The organism is Streptomyces sp. NPDC003284 (genome assembly GCF_053589675.1).
This window is the reverse complement of the sequence record NZ_JBSFSI010000032.1, coordinates 35,134-53,332: the sequence shown is the minus strand read 5'-3', so window position 1 is coordinate 53,332 and position 18,199 is coordinate 35,134. Positions and strand designations below refer to the sequence as shown.

Sequence of the window (18,199 nt, the reverse complement as noted above, 5' to 3'; positions counted from 1 at the left end):
TACGGCCGTGCGGGTGCCGTGGGCGGGCCGGGCGCGCCGTCCCCTGCGGGGGAGGCGCGCCCGGCCCGCCGCCTTGCCGGTTCAGTCCAGGCCGAGCGACCGCTTGAGGAAGTCGACCTGGAGCAGCAGCAGGTTCTCCGCGACCTGCTCCTGCGGAGTCATGTGGGTGACCCCGGACAGCGGCAGCACCTCGTGCGGGCGGCCGGCGGCGAGCAGGGCGGAGGAGAGCCGCAGGGCGTGGGCGACCACCACGTTGTCGTCGGCGAGACCGTGCACGATCATCAGCGGCCGGTGCTGCTCGGCGGGCTCGGTCAGGCCGTCGTCGGTGACGAGGGACGAGTGCGCGTACGACGCCGGGTCCGCGGCCGGGTCGCCGAGGTACCGCTCGGTGTAGTGGGTGTCGTAGAGGCGCCAGTCGGTGACCGGGGCGCCCGCGATGCCCGCGTGGAAGACGTCCGGGCGGCGCAGCACGGCCAGCGCGGAGAGGTAGCCGCCGTAGGACCAGCCGCGGACGGCCACCCGGTCCAGGTCGAGCGGATGGGTCTTCGCGAGGTCCTGGAGGGCCTCGATCTGGTCGTCCAGGGTGACGGTGAAGTCGTGGTGGATCGCCTTCTCCCAGCCGGGGGAGCGGCCGGGGGTGCCGCGGCCGTCGGCGACGACGACCGCGAAGCCCTGGTCGGCGAACCACTGGGAGGTGAGGTAGGCGTTGTGCGCCGCCATCACCCGCTGCCCGTGCGGGCCGCCGTAGGGGTCGAGGAGGACGGGCAGGGGGGCGGCCGCGGCAGTGTCACGGGGGTAGTCCGTAGGCATAAGCACGGCGCACGGAATTCGGCGTGCGCCCCCCTCGGTGAGGGTCACGCGCGGGGAGATACCGGGCGTCTCGGCGTACGAGGCGATCTCGGCGACCTGTTCGCCGCCCCGCAGCACCCGGACCCGCGAGCCCGGCCGGTGCAGCTCCGCCGACACCAGCACGGTCACGTCCCCCGAGCGCACGGCCGTGTGCACGCCGGGCTCCCGGCTGACGCGCTCCAGGCCCAGCTCGTTGACCCGGTAGACATGGGTCTCGCCGATCTCCGGCTCGGCGGCCTCCTCGCCCGCCGAGGCGGAGACGAGCACGTCGTCCGCGGTGACGTCGAGAACCGCACGTACGTGCAACTGAGCCCCGGTGAGCGGGCGTTCGCCGACCGCGAGCACCCGCGCGCCCCCCTCGTCCGCGATCCGCACGAGCTGCCCGGAGGGGCTCCAGCACGGCACACCGGGGAAAAGATCAAGCCAACTTGGGTCCTCGTCCGCGTGCACCATCCGGGTCGAGCCGGACTCCGGGTCGACGGCCAGGCAGAGCTGGCCGCGCTGGTCCCGCGCCTGCACGAGCAGCAGCGGCGCTCCCGCCGCTGACCAGTGCACACGTGCCAGGTACGGGTAGCGGGAGCGGTCCCAGGAGATCTCCGTGCGGGACCCGTCCAGGGTGATCACGAACAACCGTACGTCAGCGTTGGGGGTGCCCGCCGCCGGGTAGCGGACCCGCGCGGGCTCCCGCCCGGGGTGGGCCGGGTCGGAGATCCACCACTGCTGCACCGGCGCGTCGTCGGCGCGGGCCACCAGCAGCCGGTCCGACTCCGGGGACCACCAGAAGCCCCGGTGGCGGCCCATCTCCTCGGCCGCGGCGAACTCCGCCAGGCCGTAGGACACCGTCTCCGACTCGGGCTCGGCGAGCGCCCGGTCGTCCTCGCCCCCGGCGCCCACCACGCGCAGCGCGCCCCCGGCGACGTAGGCGACGTGCCGTCCGTCCGGGGCGGGACGGGGGTCGATCACCGGTCCCGGAACGGTCAGTTCACGCACCGTGCCCGTGCGCAGCCCGGCGGTGAACAGCCGTCCCGACAGGGCGAAGGAGGCCAGCTCCACGGCCTTGTCGGTGGCATATCCGACGATGCCGGCGCCGCCCTCGCGGGTGCGCTCACGGCGGGCGCGCTCCTCGGGCGAGAGGTGCTCCAGGGCGCCGCCGAGGAGGGCGCGGGGGTCGGCGGCCACCCGCTCCCCGGACCCGTCCAGGTCCAGGACCCGCAGCGAACTGGCGCGGTCCGTACCGGAGTCGGAGCGCAGGAAAACCACACGTGAGGCGTCGGGAGCGACGGTGAAGGCACGCGGCGCGCCGAGCGTGAACCGCTGGGTGCGCGCGTGCTGTCGGGGGAAGGAGTCAGGCTCGGTCGTCATGGCAAGACCATATTGGCCATGCGCCCCCTTGTGCGGCCGTGCGCCGACCGATGCGCGCGTGCGGATAGTTATGATCGTTAGCGCATAGTGGGTATGAACCTGCTGCCTGTTGTGTGGATTTATCTGCCCCCATAGTCCGACCCCCCGACACCCCCCGCGTCCTGGGATCTTTGGAGGTGAGCCGCCGTGGCACTCTCGATTTCGGCGGTGGTGCTGCTGGCGATCGTCGTCTTCTTGCTGATCAAGAAGTCAGGGTTGAAGGGAGGCCATGCGGTCGTGTGCGTCCTCCTGGGCTTCTACCTGGCCTCTTCGACAGTCGCTCCCACGATCAGCGAACTGACCACGAACATCGCGGGGATGATCGGCAGCCTCAAGTTCTGAGGCCGGGCCACTCTCCCCTGGCCCCGTGTTCCCCGCGTACCGGCGTGCACGCATTCCTGTGCGCGCCGGAGGACTTCGGCCGGCGATCCGTCCGCCCGGCGTGCCGCCGTGCCGTTGTACCGCTGTGCCGTGACTCGGCCTGTTTCGGATGGAATTGTACCCATCTCGGTTGATACAAAGGCGCCTGGCGAAACGTATCAGCGCGGGGAGCGGGGGCTCGGGGATGACGGGGTGGGACATCAGTCCGGTGGGCGTGCAGGCGGCCCTCACGACGACCGGTGAGGCGGGCGGCGACCTGGACCGGGCGGCCACCACGCTCCTGAACGATCTGATGAGCGCGGCGAGTTCGGCGGGCACCGTCGTCCCGGGCGGGCAGTTCAGCGGTCCGCTGGTCGGACCGGTGGCGCCGGGCCGGTCACGGGTGCCGACCGGCCCGGTGGCGGCGGCGCTCGCGCAGTACCTCTCCGAACGGCAGCAGAAACTGGCGTTCATGGCCCGCCGCACCGCCGAGTCGGTCCAGGGAGCCGCCGAGGCGACCCGCGCGTATGTCCACGGGGACCTGGAGATGGCCGCCGAGGCCCAGCGCAACGCGCTGAAGCCACCGAGGATCGACATGCCGGGGACCGGCGGGAAGAACGGCGGCGGGGCATGAGCGGGCAGGCCGCCCTTGACCCCGAGGAGATACCCGAGTTCACCGGCGACCCCGAGCAGTTGGACAAGGACGTGTCGGCCATCGGTGCCGACGCGGCGTCCCTGTGGGACGTGGGCTCGCGGATCGACTCCGCCTTCAACTCGCTCTCGGCGTACTACAAGGCGCCCGAGGCGGAGAAGCTGTTCGCCACGACGAAGCCGGTGGCCGCGGCGGGCGACGCACTCCGCGGCGAACTGGAGACGGTCGCGAGCGCGCTGGCCGCCTACGCGGACGAGATACGGCCGCTGGTGGCCACGCTGGACCGGCTGCGCGGCGAGGCCCGCACCTTCCGCGCCTCGGTCGCCCACGACGACGACTGGCAGGAGGACGGCGGCAAGGTCGACGAGAACAACGAACGCCGCCGCCAGGTCGACGCCGCCTGGACCGCCTTCCAGGCGGCCGAACGCACCTGCCACGACAAGATCGTCCGACTCGTAGGCGGCGCTCCGCTGACGGTCGACGACGGGTCCCACCAGAAGGGCATGTACGGCTACCGGGCCGAGGACCTCGACCAGGCGCAGGGACTGCCGTGGGGCGACCCGGTCGACGAGGAGACCCCCTGGTACCGGATCGACCAGCACGTCTGGAACTTCGCCAAGGGCTTCTTCGTCGACGGTGTCTGGGGCACCGTCCGGGGCCTGGGCACCCTCGTCGGCGTGGACGGCTGGGACGCGGCCGGACAGGCGTGGAAGGGCCTGGGGCAACTGCTGACGGGCGTCGCCCTCACCGTGGTCGCCCCGGCCGCCTACTGGACGGCCTCCGACGACCGGCTCCCGGCCTGGCTGCGTGACTCGCGCCGCGCGGTCAAGGAGACGGGCAAGGCCCTGCTCGCGTGGGACGAGTGGGGGAAGAACCCGGCCCGTGCGGCGGGCGCGGTCACCTTCAACGTCCTGACCACGGTCCTCACCGGCGGCGCCGGGACGGCCGCGAAGACCGGGAGCGTCGCCAAGGCCATCTCCCTCGCGGGCCGGGCGGGGCGCCTCGTCGACCCGATGACATACGTCGCGAGGACAGCGGGCGTCGGCCTGACCAGGGTCGGTGACGCGCTGGCGAGTCTGAGGGCGGTCACGAAGGGCACCTACGTCGAACTGGCCGGGCGGACGTACCGGATCGTCGACCAGCCGCTGGCCCGGGAGGAACTGCCCGCCGGCCTGACCCCCGAGAACTCCGTCCGCATGGAACACGGCGGCCGGGTCGTCTACCTCGACACCCGGACGATGGCCGTCCGCGACGCCGACGGCACGGTCCGGCAGTCGCTGGAGGACATGGCCCGGGAGGGCACGGCGGAGGAGCGGGCGGCCACCGCCCACGACGGCACGACCGGCACACCGGAGCGGCGGCCGGTCGGCGCGCACGCGGGTGCGCACGGGGGCGTGCACGGCGGGCCACTGGACACCGGTGGCCTGGGGGACGCGCACGGTCAGGGCGGCCGCACCGGTGACGCCGGTCCGCCGCTCGGGAGTCGGCGCCCGGACTTCATGCGGGAGGGAGCCAACCCCTACGGCCCCCGTGGCTCGCTCAGCCGCGAGCAGATCCAGGACATCCAGGTCTACCGGGCGAACCACGAGCCCGGCTATTTCGAGCACTACTACCGCAAGGACGGCACGCGCAAGAGTCTGTCCCTCTACGACGAGAGCGGGTACACGCCGCCCCAGCTCACCCGGTTGGGAGACCACGCGCCGCTGATCCGGGCGAAGGACGTCCCCGAGCCACCCGCGCCGCATTTCCTCGACGAGGACTATATTCGCGTCGGCGCGGACAAGGTCACCGACCGGTCGAGACTCGGGATTCTGCGGACAGCGGCACTGAGACGGCATTTCGCCATCCAGTGGGACAACCTGGTTTCGGACTGGAAAGCGGAAACCGGCAGGGCCCATGAAGTGCACGGCACCATCGACACCGCTGCCCAGTGGGGAGAAGCCCGAGGGGCGTACAAGGAATCCCATACGGCAATGGGGGACGCCACCGAGGCGTTCGGCGAGCAAGCCGCTGAGTACCATTACATCGCCGAGAACTACCCGGACTTCGAGAAGCAGACACTGCTGGGGCCCAAGAACGGGAACGATCAGTTCGACCAGGTGTGGACGCACGAGGACGGGCGCGTGGTCGTGGTGGAGGCGAAGAGCAGTACGAGCACGGAACTCGGGCGGCGCACGTTGGAAGACGGTAGACAGGTCTCCCAGGGGAGCAAAGAGTATTTCGACGACATACTCGCCGCGATGGAACGTCGTGGCGAATACGATCTGGTCGACGCCCTGGAAAGTGCCGTAAAAGGCGGAAAGCTGGAATACGTTGTTGTCAAGGGAGAGGGGAACGCGGGGGCGTATAGTGGCTACCGGTATCGTCGGTTCGACATCAGCAGGGGGACGCTCGCGTGACTTTGACCATTGCTCGGCATGGGGCGCCCGGACCTGATGCTGGACAGCTCGCGGAACGGCTGAGCGCACGGGTGGCCAGGCGGGTCGATTCCCTCGAAGAGTCGACTGAAATGGTTGATTTCACCTTTACTACGGCACTGATGGCGTTCAACGCGCACTGTGCCGCCGACCCGTCGGCTGCGGCGGTGGAGACGTGGGAAGCGGCGGTCACCGCGATGCAGTTGGGTTCCGCGCTGTTCGCGGTGACCGGTGTCAGTGAGGGGACCGTCGAGTGCCGGATCGACAGGAAGGTACGGAGTCTTCCGGCTGTGGGGCCGTTGTCCACCGCGAGTGCGGGTGCCTGGCTGTCCGCGTTCTGGCTGGCCGTCATCTGCCGGGAGCGGCAGCGGATGACGGAGTTGTGCGAGATCCCGCTGGAGCGGTTGCGGGCGCCCGAAGGGCAGTACGACGAGTACGTCTACCACTGGGTGGACACGTTGCAGACGTACTGGCTGCGGCGGCCCGGCCTCGTGGAGAAGCTGACCGCCACTTTCGAGGCGTCGGATCCGGCGGTGGCCACGATCGCTCCGCGTGACCTGCTCCAGGGCATCCTGTATCCGCCGATCAACCTCTTCTACCACTTCGTCCGCAGGGACGAGGAGGGGTTCACGCCCGCTCTCGTCGACGCGCTCAAGCTGCACCAGATGTACTGGACGCTGAACGAGGACCGGGCCGCCGACATCGACGGCAGCATCGCGCTCGGGCCGCTGGCCATCGCCTGCCTGGCCTACGACGGCAAGATGCCCATCGGTGTCGAGTCCGAGTACCTGCCCAAGCACCTGCTCCAGCACGACTGGCTGGGGGAGTTCCCGACCTGACCCCGGCGGGGGCTACCTGGCCGCGTACGGGACGAAGTCCGCCCAGGCGGTCGCCGCGAAGGCCAGCCGGGGGCCGTCGCCGGGGGTGTGCTTCGAATCGCGTACGTGGATGTGGGCGGCGGCGGTGGCGATCTCCACGCAGGAGTCGCCCTCACTGCTGCTGCTGTAGCTGCTCTTGAACCACGCCAGGCCGGAGGCGTCCACGGACGTGGTGTTGAGGATCATGTCTCCCCCAGCAGTTGTTCGATGAAGGCCATCGACTCACGGGGTGTGAGGGCCTGCGCCCGGATGATGCCATACCGGAGTTCCAGGATACGGAGCTGCTTCAGGTCGGAGACCGGGCGTCCGTTGGCGACCGCCGGTGAGCGGCCCACCGCGGTGCCGTCGGCGAACTTCAGCACTTCGATGCCACCGGCCAGACCGGCGTGTTCTTCGCGGTTCATCGGCATCACTTGCAGTTCGACGTTGCGCAGCTGACTCATGGTGAGCAGATGCTGCAACTGGCGGCGCAGGTACTCCTTGCCACCGAGAGGGCGTCGAAGGGTCCACTCTTCGAGAATGAAGCTGAGTTCGGGAGCCGGATCCCGCTCGAAGACGGATTTACGGGCCAGACGTGCGGTGATGTACCGCTCCAACTCGTCACTGGAGTAGGCGGGCCGTCGCATGAGGAGGAGCCCTCGGGCGTACTCCGGTGTCTGCAACAACCCATGGATGTTCAGAGGATCGTAGAGCTGGAGTTCCACCGCCCGAGCCTCCATCTGCGCCAGCGCCCGCACCTTCTTCGGGTACCGGACCTTGTTGACGTCCTCCTTCATCGCCGAGATGAGGCCGCCGGCGTTCAGGACCTCGTCCGCCGTGTCCAAATACTCGGGGCGGGGGATCCGCTTGCCGGACTCGATCTTGTAGACCAGGTCCTCGCCGTAGCCGACCGCCACCGCGAACTCGCCTGCCCGCAGGCCCGCCGACTCCCGGCGCAGCTTCAACTGCCGTCCCACCGTGGCCACGACCGCGAGGGCCCAGTCGTCGTCCGGGTCCACCTCCCAGCCCGGCTCGTCCGTCTCCTCCACCACGCCGTCCACTGTCATCCGCGCCTCTCCTGGTGCCGCGCTCCTGTCCAGAGGAACGCCGTCTACAGCGTGGACAGCACCGGACAAGCCCTGGACAGTCGCTCTACGCAACGGGTCAAACACTCCACACGGTAGGTGGGAGCGGCCACGCTGAGTGACGTGAATCAGGAAATCATCGCTCCCCGCCCTCAACTCGACTCCGCTGGACGGACGTTCGACGTGCTGCTCTCCTCGACCCCACGCGGCGCCCGGCTCGCCCGGCTGCTCGCGGCCGATCAGCTCCGTGAGTGGGGCGTCCGGTGCGAGGCAGCGCGGCATGTCGTGGCGGAGCTGGCGGCGAACGCGGCCACGCACGGGCGGCTGCCGGGCCGCAGTTTCCGTCTCAGGCTCCAGGTGCTCGGCGGGACGCTGCGCATCGAGGTCAGCGACACGCGGGGCGACCGGTGGCCCGCGCCGCAGGAGCCGGACACCGTCGCGGAGTCGGGGCGGGGGCTGCTGCTGGTCGAGGCGTTCGCCGACCGGTGGGGTGTCACCGCCGGGCGGTTCCCGCTGAAGACCGTCTGGGCCGAGCTGCGGCTCGGGGCGCCGGGGTTCGGATCACCGGAACCCGGGACACCGTGCTCCGGTGCGGCCGGTGGCTGACAGACAAAGGACGTGCGGGGGAAAGGAATTCCGCCGAACCCCGCCTCGCCGCAGGCTGCCCGCCGTGTCCGCGCACGACCCCGGGTGCGCTCACTCGGGCGGGTGAACATCCCCGGATCGGCTGGATTTCGGAGCCCCACGCGGCTCTACGCTCAGCGCGACACAACCGCAGACATGAGACGGCCCCCGCCGGGACGGCAATCCCAGTGCGAGGGCCTGACCACCGAGGAAGAATCGAGCTTCCCGTGGGTATCCAGAACCCTAGCGTGCGCCCACACGCCCCGTCCCGCACTGCGGGCGACAAGCACCCGAACCGGCGTCGTCCCCGCACCGGCGGCGGCCTGGTGCACGACAACACCCGCCACACCACCCGCTTCACGGTGATCGGCAACCACCTCGCCCAGCACAGCGAGCTGTCCCTGCTCGCGATCGGGCTCGGCGTGCACCTCCAGTCGCTGCCCCGGGGCGCCCGCGCCGACATCAAGAGCCTCGCCGCGCGCTTCCCCGAGGGGACGACCCGGATCGCCGCCGCGCTGCGCGAGCTGGAGGCGCACGGATACCTGCGCCGCGTCCGCGAACGCGTCCCCGGCGGCCGTATCGTCACCCGCACGGTCTCCTGCAACCAGCCCGCTGCGGCGACGACCGCCACAGGCACGGGCACAGGCACAGCCGCTGCCGTGGCCGTCCCACGCGAGCCCGAGCCGATGCCCGAGCCGATGCCCGAGCCGATGCCCGAGCCGCAGCAGCGCGCTCCCCACCAGCCCCTCCCCGCCGTCCCCCGGCCCGCGTACCCCGCCCCCGCCCTGCTCCGGGCCGCCGCCGACCTCCTCGCGGGCCTGCGCCGCCACGACCCCCGACTGCTCCTCTCCGCCTGCGACACCGCCCATCTGGCCCCGGGCGTCGCCGCCTGGCTGGAGCGTGACGTCACGGCGGCCGCCGTACGCCACGCCCTGACCGCCGGTCTGCCGGCCGAGGGACTGCGACGGCCCGCCGCCCTCCTGGCGCACCGGCTGTCCGCCCAGCTGCCGCCCCCGCCGCCGTTCCGCCCCCCGGCCGCCCCACCGCCCGTACGCCTCCCGCTCCAGACCTGCGACGGCTGCGAACGGGCCTTCCGCGCCCCGGCCCCGGGCCGCTGCCGCGACTGCCGCACCGATCAGGAGGAGGCCGCCTAGCATGAACACCGTCGTTCGCGACGACGTCCGGAGAACGACGGGATCGGCACGATGCGCGACTGTCCCCTCCTCGGCATCCCTGTCTGCGCCGTCTTCGATCCGCGTACCGGCACGGGAGCCGTCCTCACCGACATCCACCCGACAGGACGGCGGGGCGCAGGGCCCGGCCTCGTAGGGTGGGGGTATGACGGAACTGCCCGACCGGCGTCTGCTGCTGGTGCACGCGCATCCCGACGACGAGTCGATCAACAACGGCGCGACCATGGCCCGCTACGCGGCCGAGGGCGCGCTGGTGACGCTCGTGACCTGCACGCTGGGGGAGCGGGGTGAGGTCATCCCGCCGGAGCTGGGGCATCTGACCGGGGCCGCGCTCGGGGCGTACCGCAGGCAGGAGCTGGCCGCCGCGATGGGCGAGCTGGGGGTCGCGGACTTCCGGCTGCTGGGCGGCGCCGGGCGCTACCAGGACTCCGGGATGACGGGCCTCGCCGACAACGACGACCCGGACTGCTTCTGGCAGGCCGGACCCGACGCGGCGGCGGCCCACCTCGTCGCCGTGATCCGCGAGGTGCGCCCGCAGGTCCTCGTCACCTACGACGACAACGGCGGCTACGGCCACCCCGACCACATCCAGGCCCACCGCGTCGCCATGCGCGCCCGCGAGCTGGCCGCCGACCCCGCCGTGCGCCCCGACCTGGGCGCGCCCTGGGAGATCGCCAGGACGTACTGGAACCGGGTGCCGCGCTCCGTCGCCGAGGCCGCCTTCGCGCGGCTGGACGGGGAACTGCCCGGCCTGCCGTTCGAGAAGGCGGCGGCCGTCGACGACGTCCCCGGTGTCGTCGACGACGAGCGGATCACCGTACGGATCGAGGGCGGCCCCGCCCACGCTGCCGCCAAGGCCGCCGCGATGCGCGCCCACGCCACCCAGATCGAGGTGGCCGAGCCGTACTTCGCGCTCTCCAACCAGCTCGCCCAGCCCCTGTTCACCACCGAGTACTACGAGCTGGTGCGCGGGGAAGGAGCCGGTGCGGACCCCGAGGGCGCCTCGACCGACCTGTTCGCCGGAATCGGCATCGGCGAAGAAGGCGAAGAAGACGAAGAAGGGGCGGGGGCGCGATGAGTACGTCCGGACGCGGGGCCGCGCGCAGCGGGAGCAGCGGCGGCAGCGGTGCGAGCGGCGGGAGCGGCGCCGGCGGCGGGTCGATGCTGGCGCAGCCCCTCCGGCCGCCGTCCGCCGGGCGGGCCGCCGCCTACCTCGTGCTGTTCGTGCTCGGTGCGGTGGTCGGCATCGCCGGGTCGCTGGTGCAGTCGGCCTGGTTCCCGGGCGGGCTGCTGCTCGCCCTCGCCGGTGCGGCCGGGCTCTTCCTGGGCGGGGCGCGGGCGCTGCGCGGCCGGGGCGGTGCCGTCGCGGGCGTGGTCGGCTGGCTGGTCGCCGTCGTGCTGCTCACCACCAGCCGCCCGGAGGGCGACTTCTTCTTCGCGGCGGGCGGCGGCTCCTATCTCTTCCTGCTCGGCGGCATGGCCGTGGCTGTGATCTGTGCCACCTGGGGCGCCGGTCGGGCAACCGGACGGCCGTGACGTCCGACTTGGCGAGTGACGTACCACTTCTTCCCGACGTCCCGGTGTGGGTCCGGTGGGGGTTTCCCCAGCGGTCCCGGGATGAGGGGCGGACGTGGCCAGTATGGTGGTGCGCGCCGCCGAGCCTCCCCCAAACGCTCGACTCCGCTCGCGCAGGGGGGACCCCCACGCGAAGTGAGGTCGTGTCGGGCGGCGGAGCCAACCGGGAGAACCTGCCTTGAGTCGTGAAACTGACACTCCGTCCTCCGGGCCCAACGGGCGCGGGGGCACCGCCTACCCCTCGGGGACCCCGCCGTACGGTGTGCCGGCGGTCTCCGACGACGGTGCGGACGCGGGCCGTTCGGCCGCGCAGCCGGAGGAACGCAAGACCGAGACCACGCTGACGACCCGGATCCGGATCAACATCCCCGGGTCCCGGCCGATTCCGCCGGTGGTCGTGCGCAAGCCCGTCGCCGACGGCGAAGCCGACACGGCCGGGACACGGACCGAGGGCGCGGACGGCCGGGCGGCCGCCGAAGGGTCCCGGCCGGGCGGCGGCAGCGGCCCGGCGGCCGGTCCCGCCGGTCCTGCCGGTTCCGCCGGTCCCTCCGGAGACACCGGCGACCTGCAGCCCCGGGGCGGCGGCGCCGCGAACTCCGGTGCCGAGAACGCCGCGTCCGGCGCGTCCGCCGCGTCCGGCGAGGACAAGCCGACCAGCGACTGGTTCGCGCCCCGCAAGTCCTCTGCGGCCAAGGGCGGTCAGGGCGGCGGCGGTACCAACGGCGCGGGCCTGCCGGGCGGTTCGGACGCGGGCGGCGGCTCCGCGAGCGGTACGGCCCCGGGCGGACCCGGTGGCGCCGCGCCCGTCTCGGACGTCCCCGGCGGCACGTCCTCGGGCGGCGGCGGACGCCCCGGCGGTGTGGTCGGCTCCATGCGGGCCCCCACCGGCTCCTCCCGTTCCGCTGGCGGCTCCGGGCTGCCCGGTGCCACCGGCGGCCCGGTCGCCCCGGGCCACGGCGGCGGCACGGGGTCCTTCGACGTCACCGAGGCGCTGGCCGCGGGACCGCTGTCCGGCGGTTCGCGGCCCGGCGGCCCCGGCTCGGGTTCCGGTTCCGGCGGCGGCGAGCCGCGCCGGGACGACCTGCCCTACTTCACCGGCAACGGCCAGGGCGCACCCGCCGACCACCCGGCCCAGGGCGGCCACGGCGTCCAGGGCGGCCAGGGCGCACCCGGCGGTCCCAGTGGTCCCGGCGGCCCCGGCGGCTTCGACGGCGCGGGTGTCCCCGGCGGCCTCGGCGGCCCGGGTGGCTCGCCGGGTCCCGCCGGACCGACCAGCGGCCCGATGACCGGCGACGCGTCCCTGCTGCCGCACGGCGGCGTACCGGGCGCGCCCCGCGCGGGCACCGGCGGCGCACCCGGTACGTCCGGTGCTCCCGGCGTACCCGGCGCTCCCGGCATGCCCGGTGCTCCCGGCGCGCTCTCCGCGCACCCGGGCGCGGGCACCTCCCTCCCCGGCGGCCCCGGCGGCGGGCTGAGCGACGACACCGCGATCCTCACCCCGCAGAACTTCACCCCCGAGCCGGGCGCCCCGGGCCACGGCCCGCGGCCGGACAACGTCTCCGGACACACCGTCACCAGCGGTATGCCCGTGATCTCCCCCGACGGCACGGGCGGCCCCCGTACGGACCCGGCCGCCCCGGCGCCCGAGCCGGACCGGCCGAGCGCCCCGCCCGCCGGGAAGTCCGCCAAGGCCGCCAAGCCCAAGAAGAAGGGCCGCAGCAAGATCACGCTGCTCGGCGGTCTGGTGGTCGTGGCCGCCGGTGTCGCCTACGGCGCCGGGCTGCTGATGAACCACTCCGAGGTGCCCAAGGGCACCACCGTGCTCGGCGTCGACGTCGGCGGCGGCAGCCGCGACGACGCCGTCAAGAAGCTCGACGACGCCTTCGGCAAGCGGGAGAAGCAGCCGCTGAAGCTGAGCGTCGACGGCAGGACGGTCAGTCTCCGGCCCGACCAGGCCGGTCTCCAGCTCGACACCCAGGCGACGGCGAGCGCCGCGGCGCAGAGCGACTACAACCCGGTCTCCGTGATCGGCTCCCTGTTCGGCAACCACCGGGTGGTCGAGCCGCAGATGCCCGTCGACGAGGAGAAGCTCCAGGCCGCCCTGCAGAACGCGGCGGGCGGCGCGGGCTCCGCCACCGACGGCTCCATCCGCTTCGAATCGGGCAAGGCCGTCGCCGTGTACGGCAAGGCGGGCAAGGGCATCGACGCGGCCCGCTCCGTGCAGGCGGTCGCGCAGGCGTACCGCGCCCAGGTGGAGACGGGCAGCACCGCGCCCGTCCAGGTCCCGACCACCGTCCGGCAGCCGACCGTCTCCAACGCCGAGGTCGACCGGATGATGAAGGCGTTCGCCGAGCCGGCGATGTCGGCCAAGGTGACCGTGAGCGCGGGGCCGGGACACGCGCTCCTGATGAGCCCGGAGAAGTCCCTCTGGAAGTTCCTCGGGGTCAAGGCGGTCGACGGCAAGCTGGTCGAGTACTACGACCAGGCGAAGCTGAAGGACCTCTACGGCGGCATCTTCGACGGAGTGCTGATCACCCGCGGCAACGGGCAGAAGACCCCCGTCACCGTCACGGACGTGATCTCCGCGCTGCGTCCGGCGCTGGTGAGCAGGACGGACCGGGTCGGGGTCATCGACACCAACCCGAACTAGCCGTACGGCAGGGGCCCCCGGACCGCGCCGCCCGCGCGCGCTCCGGGGGCCCTCGCCATGTCACCCCCGGCACATGACATCTGTCATCCCGCGCCCAGGACCGCCGACACTGCCGCGCGGCCCCCGCCTCCGGCCACCATGGAGGCATGACGACGACAGCGGAGACCACCACCGCGCACGCGACCGCGGTGGTGGCGTTCGACCAGGTGACCAAGAGCTACGGGACCGTACGGGCCGTGGACGGGCTGAGCCTCGCCCTGTACCCGGGGGAGACCGTGGCCCTGCTCGGCCCGAACGGGGCGGGCAAGTCGACCACCCTCGATCTGCTGCTCGGGCTCAAGCAGCCCGACAGCGGCTCCCTGTCCGTCTTCGGGACCGGCCCGCGCGAGGCGATCGTCGCCGGGCGCGTCGGCGCCATGCTCCAGAGCGGCGGGCTGATGGACGAGGTCACCGTCGCCGAGCTGGTCAAGCTCGCCTGCGGCCTGCACCCCCGGCCGTACAGGCCGGCCGACGTGCTGGCCCGCGCCGGGGTCACGCAGATCGCCGACCGCAAGGTCAACAAGCTCTCCGGCGGCCAGGAGCAGCGGGTGCGCTTCGCCCTCGCCACGGCCGGTGACAGCGACCTGATCGTCCTGGACGAGCCGACGACCGGCATGGACGTCTCCGCCCGGCAGGCGTTCTGGGCCACCATGCGCGAGCAGGCCGACCAGGGCCGCACGGTCCTGTTCGCGACGCACTACCTGGAGGAGGCCGACGCCATCGCCGACCGGGTGCTCGTGCTGCACCGGGGCCGGCTGCTGGCCGACGGCACCGCCGCCGAGATCAAGGCCAAGGCGGGTGCCCGCCGGATCGCCTTCGACCTGGAGGGCGTGATCGACGAGGCGGCGCTGCACGGCCTGCCCTTCCTCACCTCGCTGACCGTGTCGGGGCAGACCGTGCGCGCCCAGTCCACCGACGCCGACGCGACCGTCCACGCCCTGTACGGGCTCGGTGTCTACCCCCGCAATCTCGAAGTCGCCGGGCTCGGTCTCGAGCAGGCGTTCGTCGCCATCACCGAGGCCGAGGAGGCCAAGCAGTCGTGCTGAACACCTTTGCTTCGCGGGGCCTGATCAAGCTGGAGCTCGCCCGCGCCCTGCGCAACCGCAAGTTCCTCTTCTTCTCCGTGCTCTACCCCTCGATCCTGTTCCTGATCATCGCGGGCCAGGCCGACGGCACGACGAAGGTCGACGGCACCGGGCTGACCCTGCCGACGTACATGATGGTCTCCATGGCCTCCTTCGGCGCGCTGACCGCCGTGCTCATGGGCAACAGCGAGCGGATCGCCAAGGAGCGCGAGAGCGGCTGGGTGCGGCAGCTGCGGCTGACCACCCTGCCGGGGCGCGGCTACGTCTTCGCGAAGACCGCCAGCGCGGCCGTGGTCAGCCTGCCGTCCATCGTGGTCGTCTTCGTGGTCGCCGCCGTCGTCAAGCAGGTCCGCCTGGACGCCTGGCAGTGGCTCGCCCTGACCGGCGCGATCTGGGCCGGCAGCCTGGTCTTCGCGGCGCTCGGCGTCGCCCTCGGCTACCTCGCCACCGGCGACGCGGTCCGCCCCATCACCATGATCGTCTACTTCGGCCTCTCCCTGCTGGGCGGCCTGTGGATGCCCGCGACCACCTTCCCGCAGTGGCTCCAGGACATCGCCAGGTGGCTGCCCACGCACGCGTACGCTGCCCTGGGACAGGCCATCGAACAGAGCCAGGCCCCGCACGCCAAGGACATCGCCGTCCTGGTCGTCTTCTTCGCCCTGTTCGCGGGCGGCGCGGCCTGGCTGTACCGGAAGGACACGCTGAAGGCGTGAGCACCATGACGGACGACCGCACCCAGGGGGCCCGCGAGGACCGGCTGCTGCGCATGGGCGAGCCGCCGCGCACCCTGGGGGAGGCCTGGCGCAAGCTGGTGTGGATCCTGCCCTGGCTGGTCTTCCTCAGCTCGCCGGTGCACGACCTGGCCGCCGGTGCCCACCAGCCGGCGGCCACCGCGGCCGGCTGGGCCGGGCTCGCCGCCTTCACCGGGACCTATCTGGCGCTGGTCTTCCGGAACATGGGCCGCCCCTTCTCCGAGCCCGTCGTCGCCTGCATGGTGGCCGTCCTCGGGGTCCTCGCCGTCGTCCTGACGCTGACCCTCGGCGGGGCCTGGATCGGCCTGTTCGTGTACGTCTCGGTGGTCTGCGGCACGACGTTCCCGCTGCGTGTGGCCTACGCGGCCATCCCGGCGACCACCGTGGCGATGGTGCTCGTCGGCCAGGTCGTCGGCGCGGGGGCGATGTGGACGCTGGTCCTGCTGGTGCTGCTCGTCGGGTTCGCCATGACGGGCGTACGGCAGTTGGTGCGCACCACGGTGGAGCTGCGCCAGGCCCGCGCCACCGTCGCCCAGCTCGCCGCCAACGAGGAGCGGCTGCGCCTCGCCCGCGACCTGCACGACCTGCTCGGCCACTCGCTCTCCCTGATCACGCTGAAGAGCGAGCTGGCCGGGCGGATGCTGCCCGGCCAGCCGGACAAGGCGGCCCAGCAGGTCGCCGACATCGAGCAGGTCAGCCGACAGGCCCTGGTCGACGTGCGCGAGGCCGTCACCGGCTACCGGCGCCCGCGCCTGGCCGCCGAGCTGGCCGGTGCCCGGGTCGCCCTGACCGCGGCCGGGGTGAGCTGCGATCTGCCCGCCGAGCCCGCCCTCGACGGCGTCCCCGAGGAGAGCGAGTCCGCGCTCGCCTGGGCGCTGCGCGAGGCCGTCACCAACGTCGTACGGCACAGCGGTGCCCGGCGCTGCGCGGTCGAGGTGGTGCGCCGCCAGACCCTGGACGGGCCGCTGCTCGAACTGTGCGTGGAGGACGACGGCACGGGCGGCTCCGGCGGTGGTCCCGGGAACGGCCTGACCGGCCTTGCCGAACGGCTGGAGAAGGCGGGCGGCATGCTGGAGGCGGGCCGTCTCAAGCGTGGATTCCGGCTGGTCGCCCGGGTGCCGGCCGCCGCCGGGGGGAACGTAGGATCCCGGGCATGAGCCGCACGATCAAGGTCCTCCTCGCCGAGGACCAGTCGATGGTCCGCGAGGCGCTGGCCGCCCTGCTCGGCCTGGAGGACGACATCGAGGTCGTCGCGCAGGTGGCCCGCGGCGACGAGGTCGTGGCCGCCGCGCACGCGAACGGGATCGACGTGGCCCTGCTCGACATCGAGATGCCCGGCTGCACCGGCATCGAGGCCGCCGCCCGGCTCCACCGGGAGCTGCCGGACGTCCGGCTGGTGGTGCTCACCACCTTCGGCCGCCCCGGCTATCTGCGCAGCGCCATGGAGGCGGGCGCCGACGCCTTCCTCGTCAAGGACGCCCCGGCCGCCCAGCTCGCCGCGGCCGTGCGCAAGGTGCTGGCCGGGGAGCGGGTCATCGACCCCACGCTGGCCGCCGCCGCCCTCGCCGAGGGCGCCAACCCGCTCACCGACCGCGAGCGCGAGGTGCTGCGCGCCGCCGCCGACGGCTCCACCAACGCCGAGCTGGCCGCCGCCCTGCACCTGTCCCAGGGCACCGTCCGCAACTACCTCTCCACAGCCATCCAGAAGCTCGCCGTCCGCAACAGGACGGAAGCGGTCCGCATCGCCCGGGAGAAGGGCTGGCTGTAGCGCCACAGGGCGCGCGGGGAGCGCCGCGGGCTCAGTTCAGCCGGGCCCGTGCCGCCCGCGCCTGGGCGCGCACCTGCCCGGCGGCGTCCTCGTCCACGGCGGCCACCAGGTCCGCGTACTCCTCCAGCGCCCGCGCGCCCTCGGTGAACTCGCCCCGCTCCACCAGCAGCCGGGCCCGCTCGTGGCGCAGCCGCGCCGGGTGCGCGGGCAGCAGCAGCGACAGGTCGAGGGCCCACAGCGCCACGTCGGAGCGCTCGGGCCGCAGGGCCGCCCAGGCGCGGATGTTGTTCAGGATCCGCAGCACGACGTCCAGCGGCTCGGCCGGTGCTGTCATCGACGGGTCCAGCCGGGCGCCCGTCGCCCCGGTCACCAGCAGCTCCGCGTCCGCCCCGGTGAGCACCCGGCCCCCGTCGAACGGATCGGCGAGCACCTGTTCGGCCGCCTCGCCGAAACCGACCACGAAGTGCCCCGGCAGCGCCACCCCGTACACCGGCGCCCCGGCCCGGCGCGCCACCTCCAGCCACACCACGGACAGCAGGATGGGCAGCCCGCGCCGCCGCCGCAGCACCGCGTGCAGCAGCGAGGAGTCCAGCCGCTGGTAGTCCGCGGCCGTGCCGCAAAACCCGTACCGCTCGCCCAGCAGGGCGCCCACGGCCCGCGCCCAGGCGAGCGGGGTGCCGGGCCGGTAGGGCAGCTGTCCGGCCAGCCGGTCCAGTTCGAGCTGGGCCGCGTCCAGGCCGTCCTCGTCCAGCGTGCCGTCGCCCACCGCGCCGGTCAGCAGGCACAGTGCCGCCAGGTCGGGCCGCTCGGCGCGCGCCTCCTCGGCGAAGCGCCGGCGCAGTTCGGCGGACCGGCCGGGCGGCGGGGGAGCGGGATGGCGCATGGCGGGCCA

At 73.0% G+C, this 18,199-nt stretch carries 16 protein-coding genes and 2 pseudogenes; 14 read left to right on the top strand and 4 right to left on the bottom strand.

The genetic code is table 11. From position 1 onward, the window contains the following. Window positions 1-81: 81 nt before the first annotated feature. Window positions 82-2,211: a S9 family peptidase gene (locus ACWDYF_RS36075; protein WP_389470128.1), complete on the bottom strand. Its 2,130-nt coding sequence runs from the start codon at window positions 2,209-2,211 to the stop codon at window positions 82-84. A 186-nt stretch (window positions 2,212-2,397) separates the two neighbouring features. Between ACWDYF_RS36075 and ACWDYF_RS36070 the strand changes: the two genes are divergently transcribed. The 4 genes from ACWDYF_RS36070 (at window position 2,398) to ACWDYF_RS36055 (ending at window position 6,518) form a co-directional block, all read left to right on the top strand. After that, on the top strand, window positions 2,398-2,592 hold the full coding sequence (locus ACWDYF_RS36070; RefSeq protein WP_018571223.1) for a hypothetical protein: 195 nt from the start codon (window positions 2,398-2,400) through the stop codon (window positions 2,590-2,592). 223 nt (window positions 2,593-2,815) lie between these two features. Then, window positions 2,816-3,244, top strand: coding sequence for a DUF6507 family protein (locus ACWDYF_RS36065; protein WP_355482890.1), 429 nt, complete (start codon window positions 2,816-2,818; stop codon window positions 3,242-3,244). Continuing rightward, entirely contained in the window at window positions 3,241-5,661 is a 2,421-nt protein-coding gene (locus tag ACWDYF_RS36060; RefSeq protein ID WP_389470135.1) for a hypothetical protein, read from the top strand. Before ACWDYF_RS36065 ends, ACWDYF_RS36060 begins: the two co-directional genes overlap by 4 nt. Then, a complete protein-coding gene (locus ACWDYF_RS36055) occupies window positions 5,658-6,518 on the top strand; it encodes an immunity 49 family protein (protein WP_389470140.1) in 861 nt (286 codons plus the stop codon). The genes ACWDYF_RS36060 and ACWDYF_RS36055 overlap by 4 nt, the downstream gene beginning before the upstream one ends. Window positions 6,519-6,530: 12 nt before the next feature. On the opposite strand, the gene ACWDYF_RS36050 is transcribed toward ACWDYF_RS36055, so the two are convergent. Further along, a complete protein-coding gene (locus ACWDYF_RS36050; RefSeq protein ID WP_381740393.1) occupies window positions 6,531-6,743 on the bottom strand; it encodes a DUF397 domain-containing protein in 213 nt (70 codons plus the stop codon). Next, window positions 6,740-7,603, bottom strand: a complete 864-nt coding sequence (locus tag ACWDYF_RS36045; RefSeq protein ID WP_355482902.1) for a helix-turn-helix domain-containing protein — start codon at window positions 7,601-7,603, stop codon at window positions 6,740-6,742. Before ACWDYF_RS36045 ends, ACWDYF_RS36050 begins: the two co-directional genes overlap by 4 nt. Before the next feature lie 141 nt (window positions 7,604-7,744). On the opposite strand from ACWDYF_RS36045, the gene ACWDYF_RS36040 reads away from it, so the two are divergent. The 10 genes and pseudogenes from ACWDYF_RS36040 to ACWDYF_RS35995 all read left to right on the top strand — a co-directional run bounded on the left by ACWDYF_RS36040 (window position 7,745) and on the right by ACWDYF_RS35995 (window position 17,307). After that, window positions 7,745-8,227 carry an ATP-binding protein gene (locus ACWDYF_RS36040; RefSeq protein ID WP_389470145.1) on the top strand — a complete coding sequence of 161 codons (483 nt, stop codon included), beginning with the start codon at window positions 7,745-7,747 and terminating at the stop codon, window positions 8,225-8,227. 266 nt (window positions 8,228-8,493) lie between these two features. Further along, window positions 8,494-9,399, top strand: a complete 906-nt coding sequence (locus ACWDYF_RS36035; protein WP_389470147.1) for a helix-turn-helix domain-containing protein — start codon at window positions 8,494-8,496, stop codon at window positions 9,397-9,399. 15 nt (window positions 9,400-9,414) lie between these two features. After that, a pseudogene (locus tag ACWDYF_RS36030) lies at window positions 9,415-9,543 on the top strand (Uma2 family endonuclease); the annotation flags it as partial. A gap of 40 nt (window positions 9,544-9,583) precedes the next feature. Continuing rightward, on the top strand, window positions 9,584-10,516 hold the full coding sequence (gene mshB, locus ACWDYF_RS36025) for an N-acetyl-1-D-myo-inositol-2-amino-2-deoxy-alpha-D-glucopyranoside deacetylase (RefSeq protein WP_389470149.1): 933 nt from the start codon (window positions 9,584-9,586) through the stop codon (window positions 10,514-10,516). A gap of 83 nt (window positions 10,517-10,599) precedes the next feature. Beyond that, window positions 10,600-10,993 (top strand): annotated as a pseudogene (locus tag ACWDYF_RS36020) (DUF6113 family protein). A gap of 198 nt (window positions 10,994-11,191) precedes the next feature. Next, window positions 11,192-13,663 (top strand): hypothetical protein, encoded by a 2,472-nt coding sequence (locus ACWDYF_RS36015; RefSeq protein WP_389470152.1) that lies wholly within the window; start codon window positions 11,192-11,194, stop codon window positions 13,661-13,663. Window positions 13,664-13,809: 146 nt separating this feature from the next. Beyond that, entirely contained in the window at window positions 13,810-14,748 is a 939-nt protein-coding gene (locus ACWDYF_RS36010; protein ID WP_018571236.1) for an ABC transporter ATP-binding protein, read from the top strand. After that, window positions 14,742-15,500 carry an ABC transporter permease gene (locus ACWDYF_RS36005; protein ID WP_018571237.1) on the top strand — a complete coding sequence of 253 codons (759 nt, stop codon included), beginning with the start codon at window positions 14,742-14,744 and terminating at the stop codon, window positions 15,498-15,500. Before ACWDYF_RS36010 ends, ACWDYF_RS36005 begins: the two co-directional genes overlap by 7 nt. A gap of 5 nt (window positions 15,501-15,505) precedes the next feature. Further along, complete coding sequence (locus ACWDYF_RS36000; protein ID WP_389470245.1) at window positions 15,506-16,696, top strand: sensor histidine kinase; 1,191 nt, start codon at window positions 15,506-15,508, stop codon at window positions 16,694-16,696. Continuing rightward, window positions 16,693-17,307, top strand: a complete 615-nt coding sequence (locus tag ACWDYF_RS35995) for a response regulator transcription factor (protein WP_355482917.1) — start codon at window positions 16,693-16,695, stop codon at window positions 17,305-17,307. The genes ACWDYF_RS36000 and ACWDYF_RS35995 overlap by 4 nt, the downstream gene beginning before the upstream one ends. Window positions 17,308-17,338: 31 nt before the next feature. Here the strand turns inward: ACWDYF_RS35995 and ACWDYF_RS35990 are convergent, their stop codons facing one another. Next, window positions 17,339-18,190: a transglutaminase-like domain-containing protein gene (locus ACWDYF_RS35990; protein ID WP_389470156.1), complete on the bottom strand. Its 852-nt coding sequence runs from the start codon at window positions 18,188-18,190 to the stop codon at window positions 17,339-17,341. Window positions 18,191-18,199: the final 9 nt, after the last annotated feature.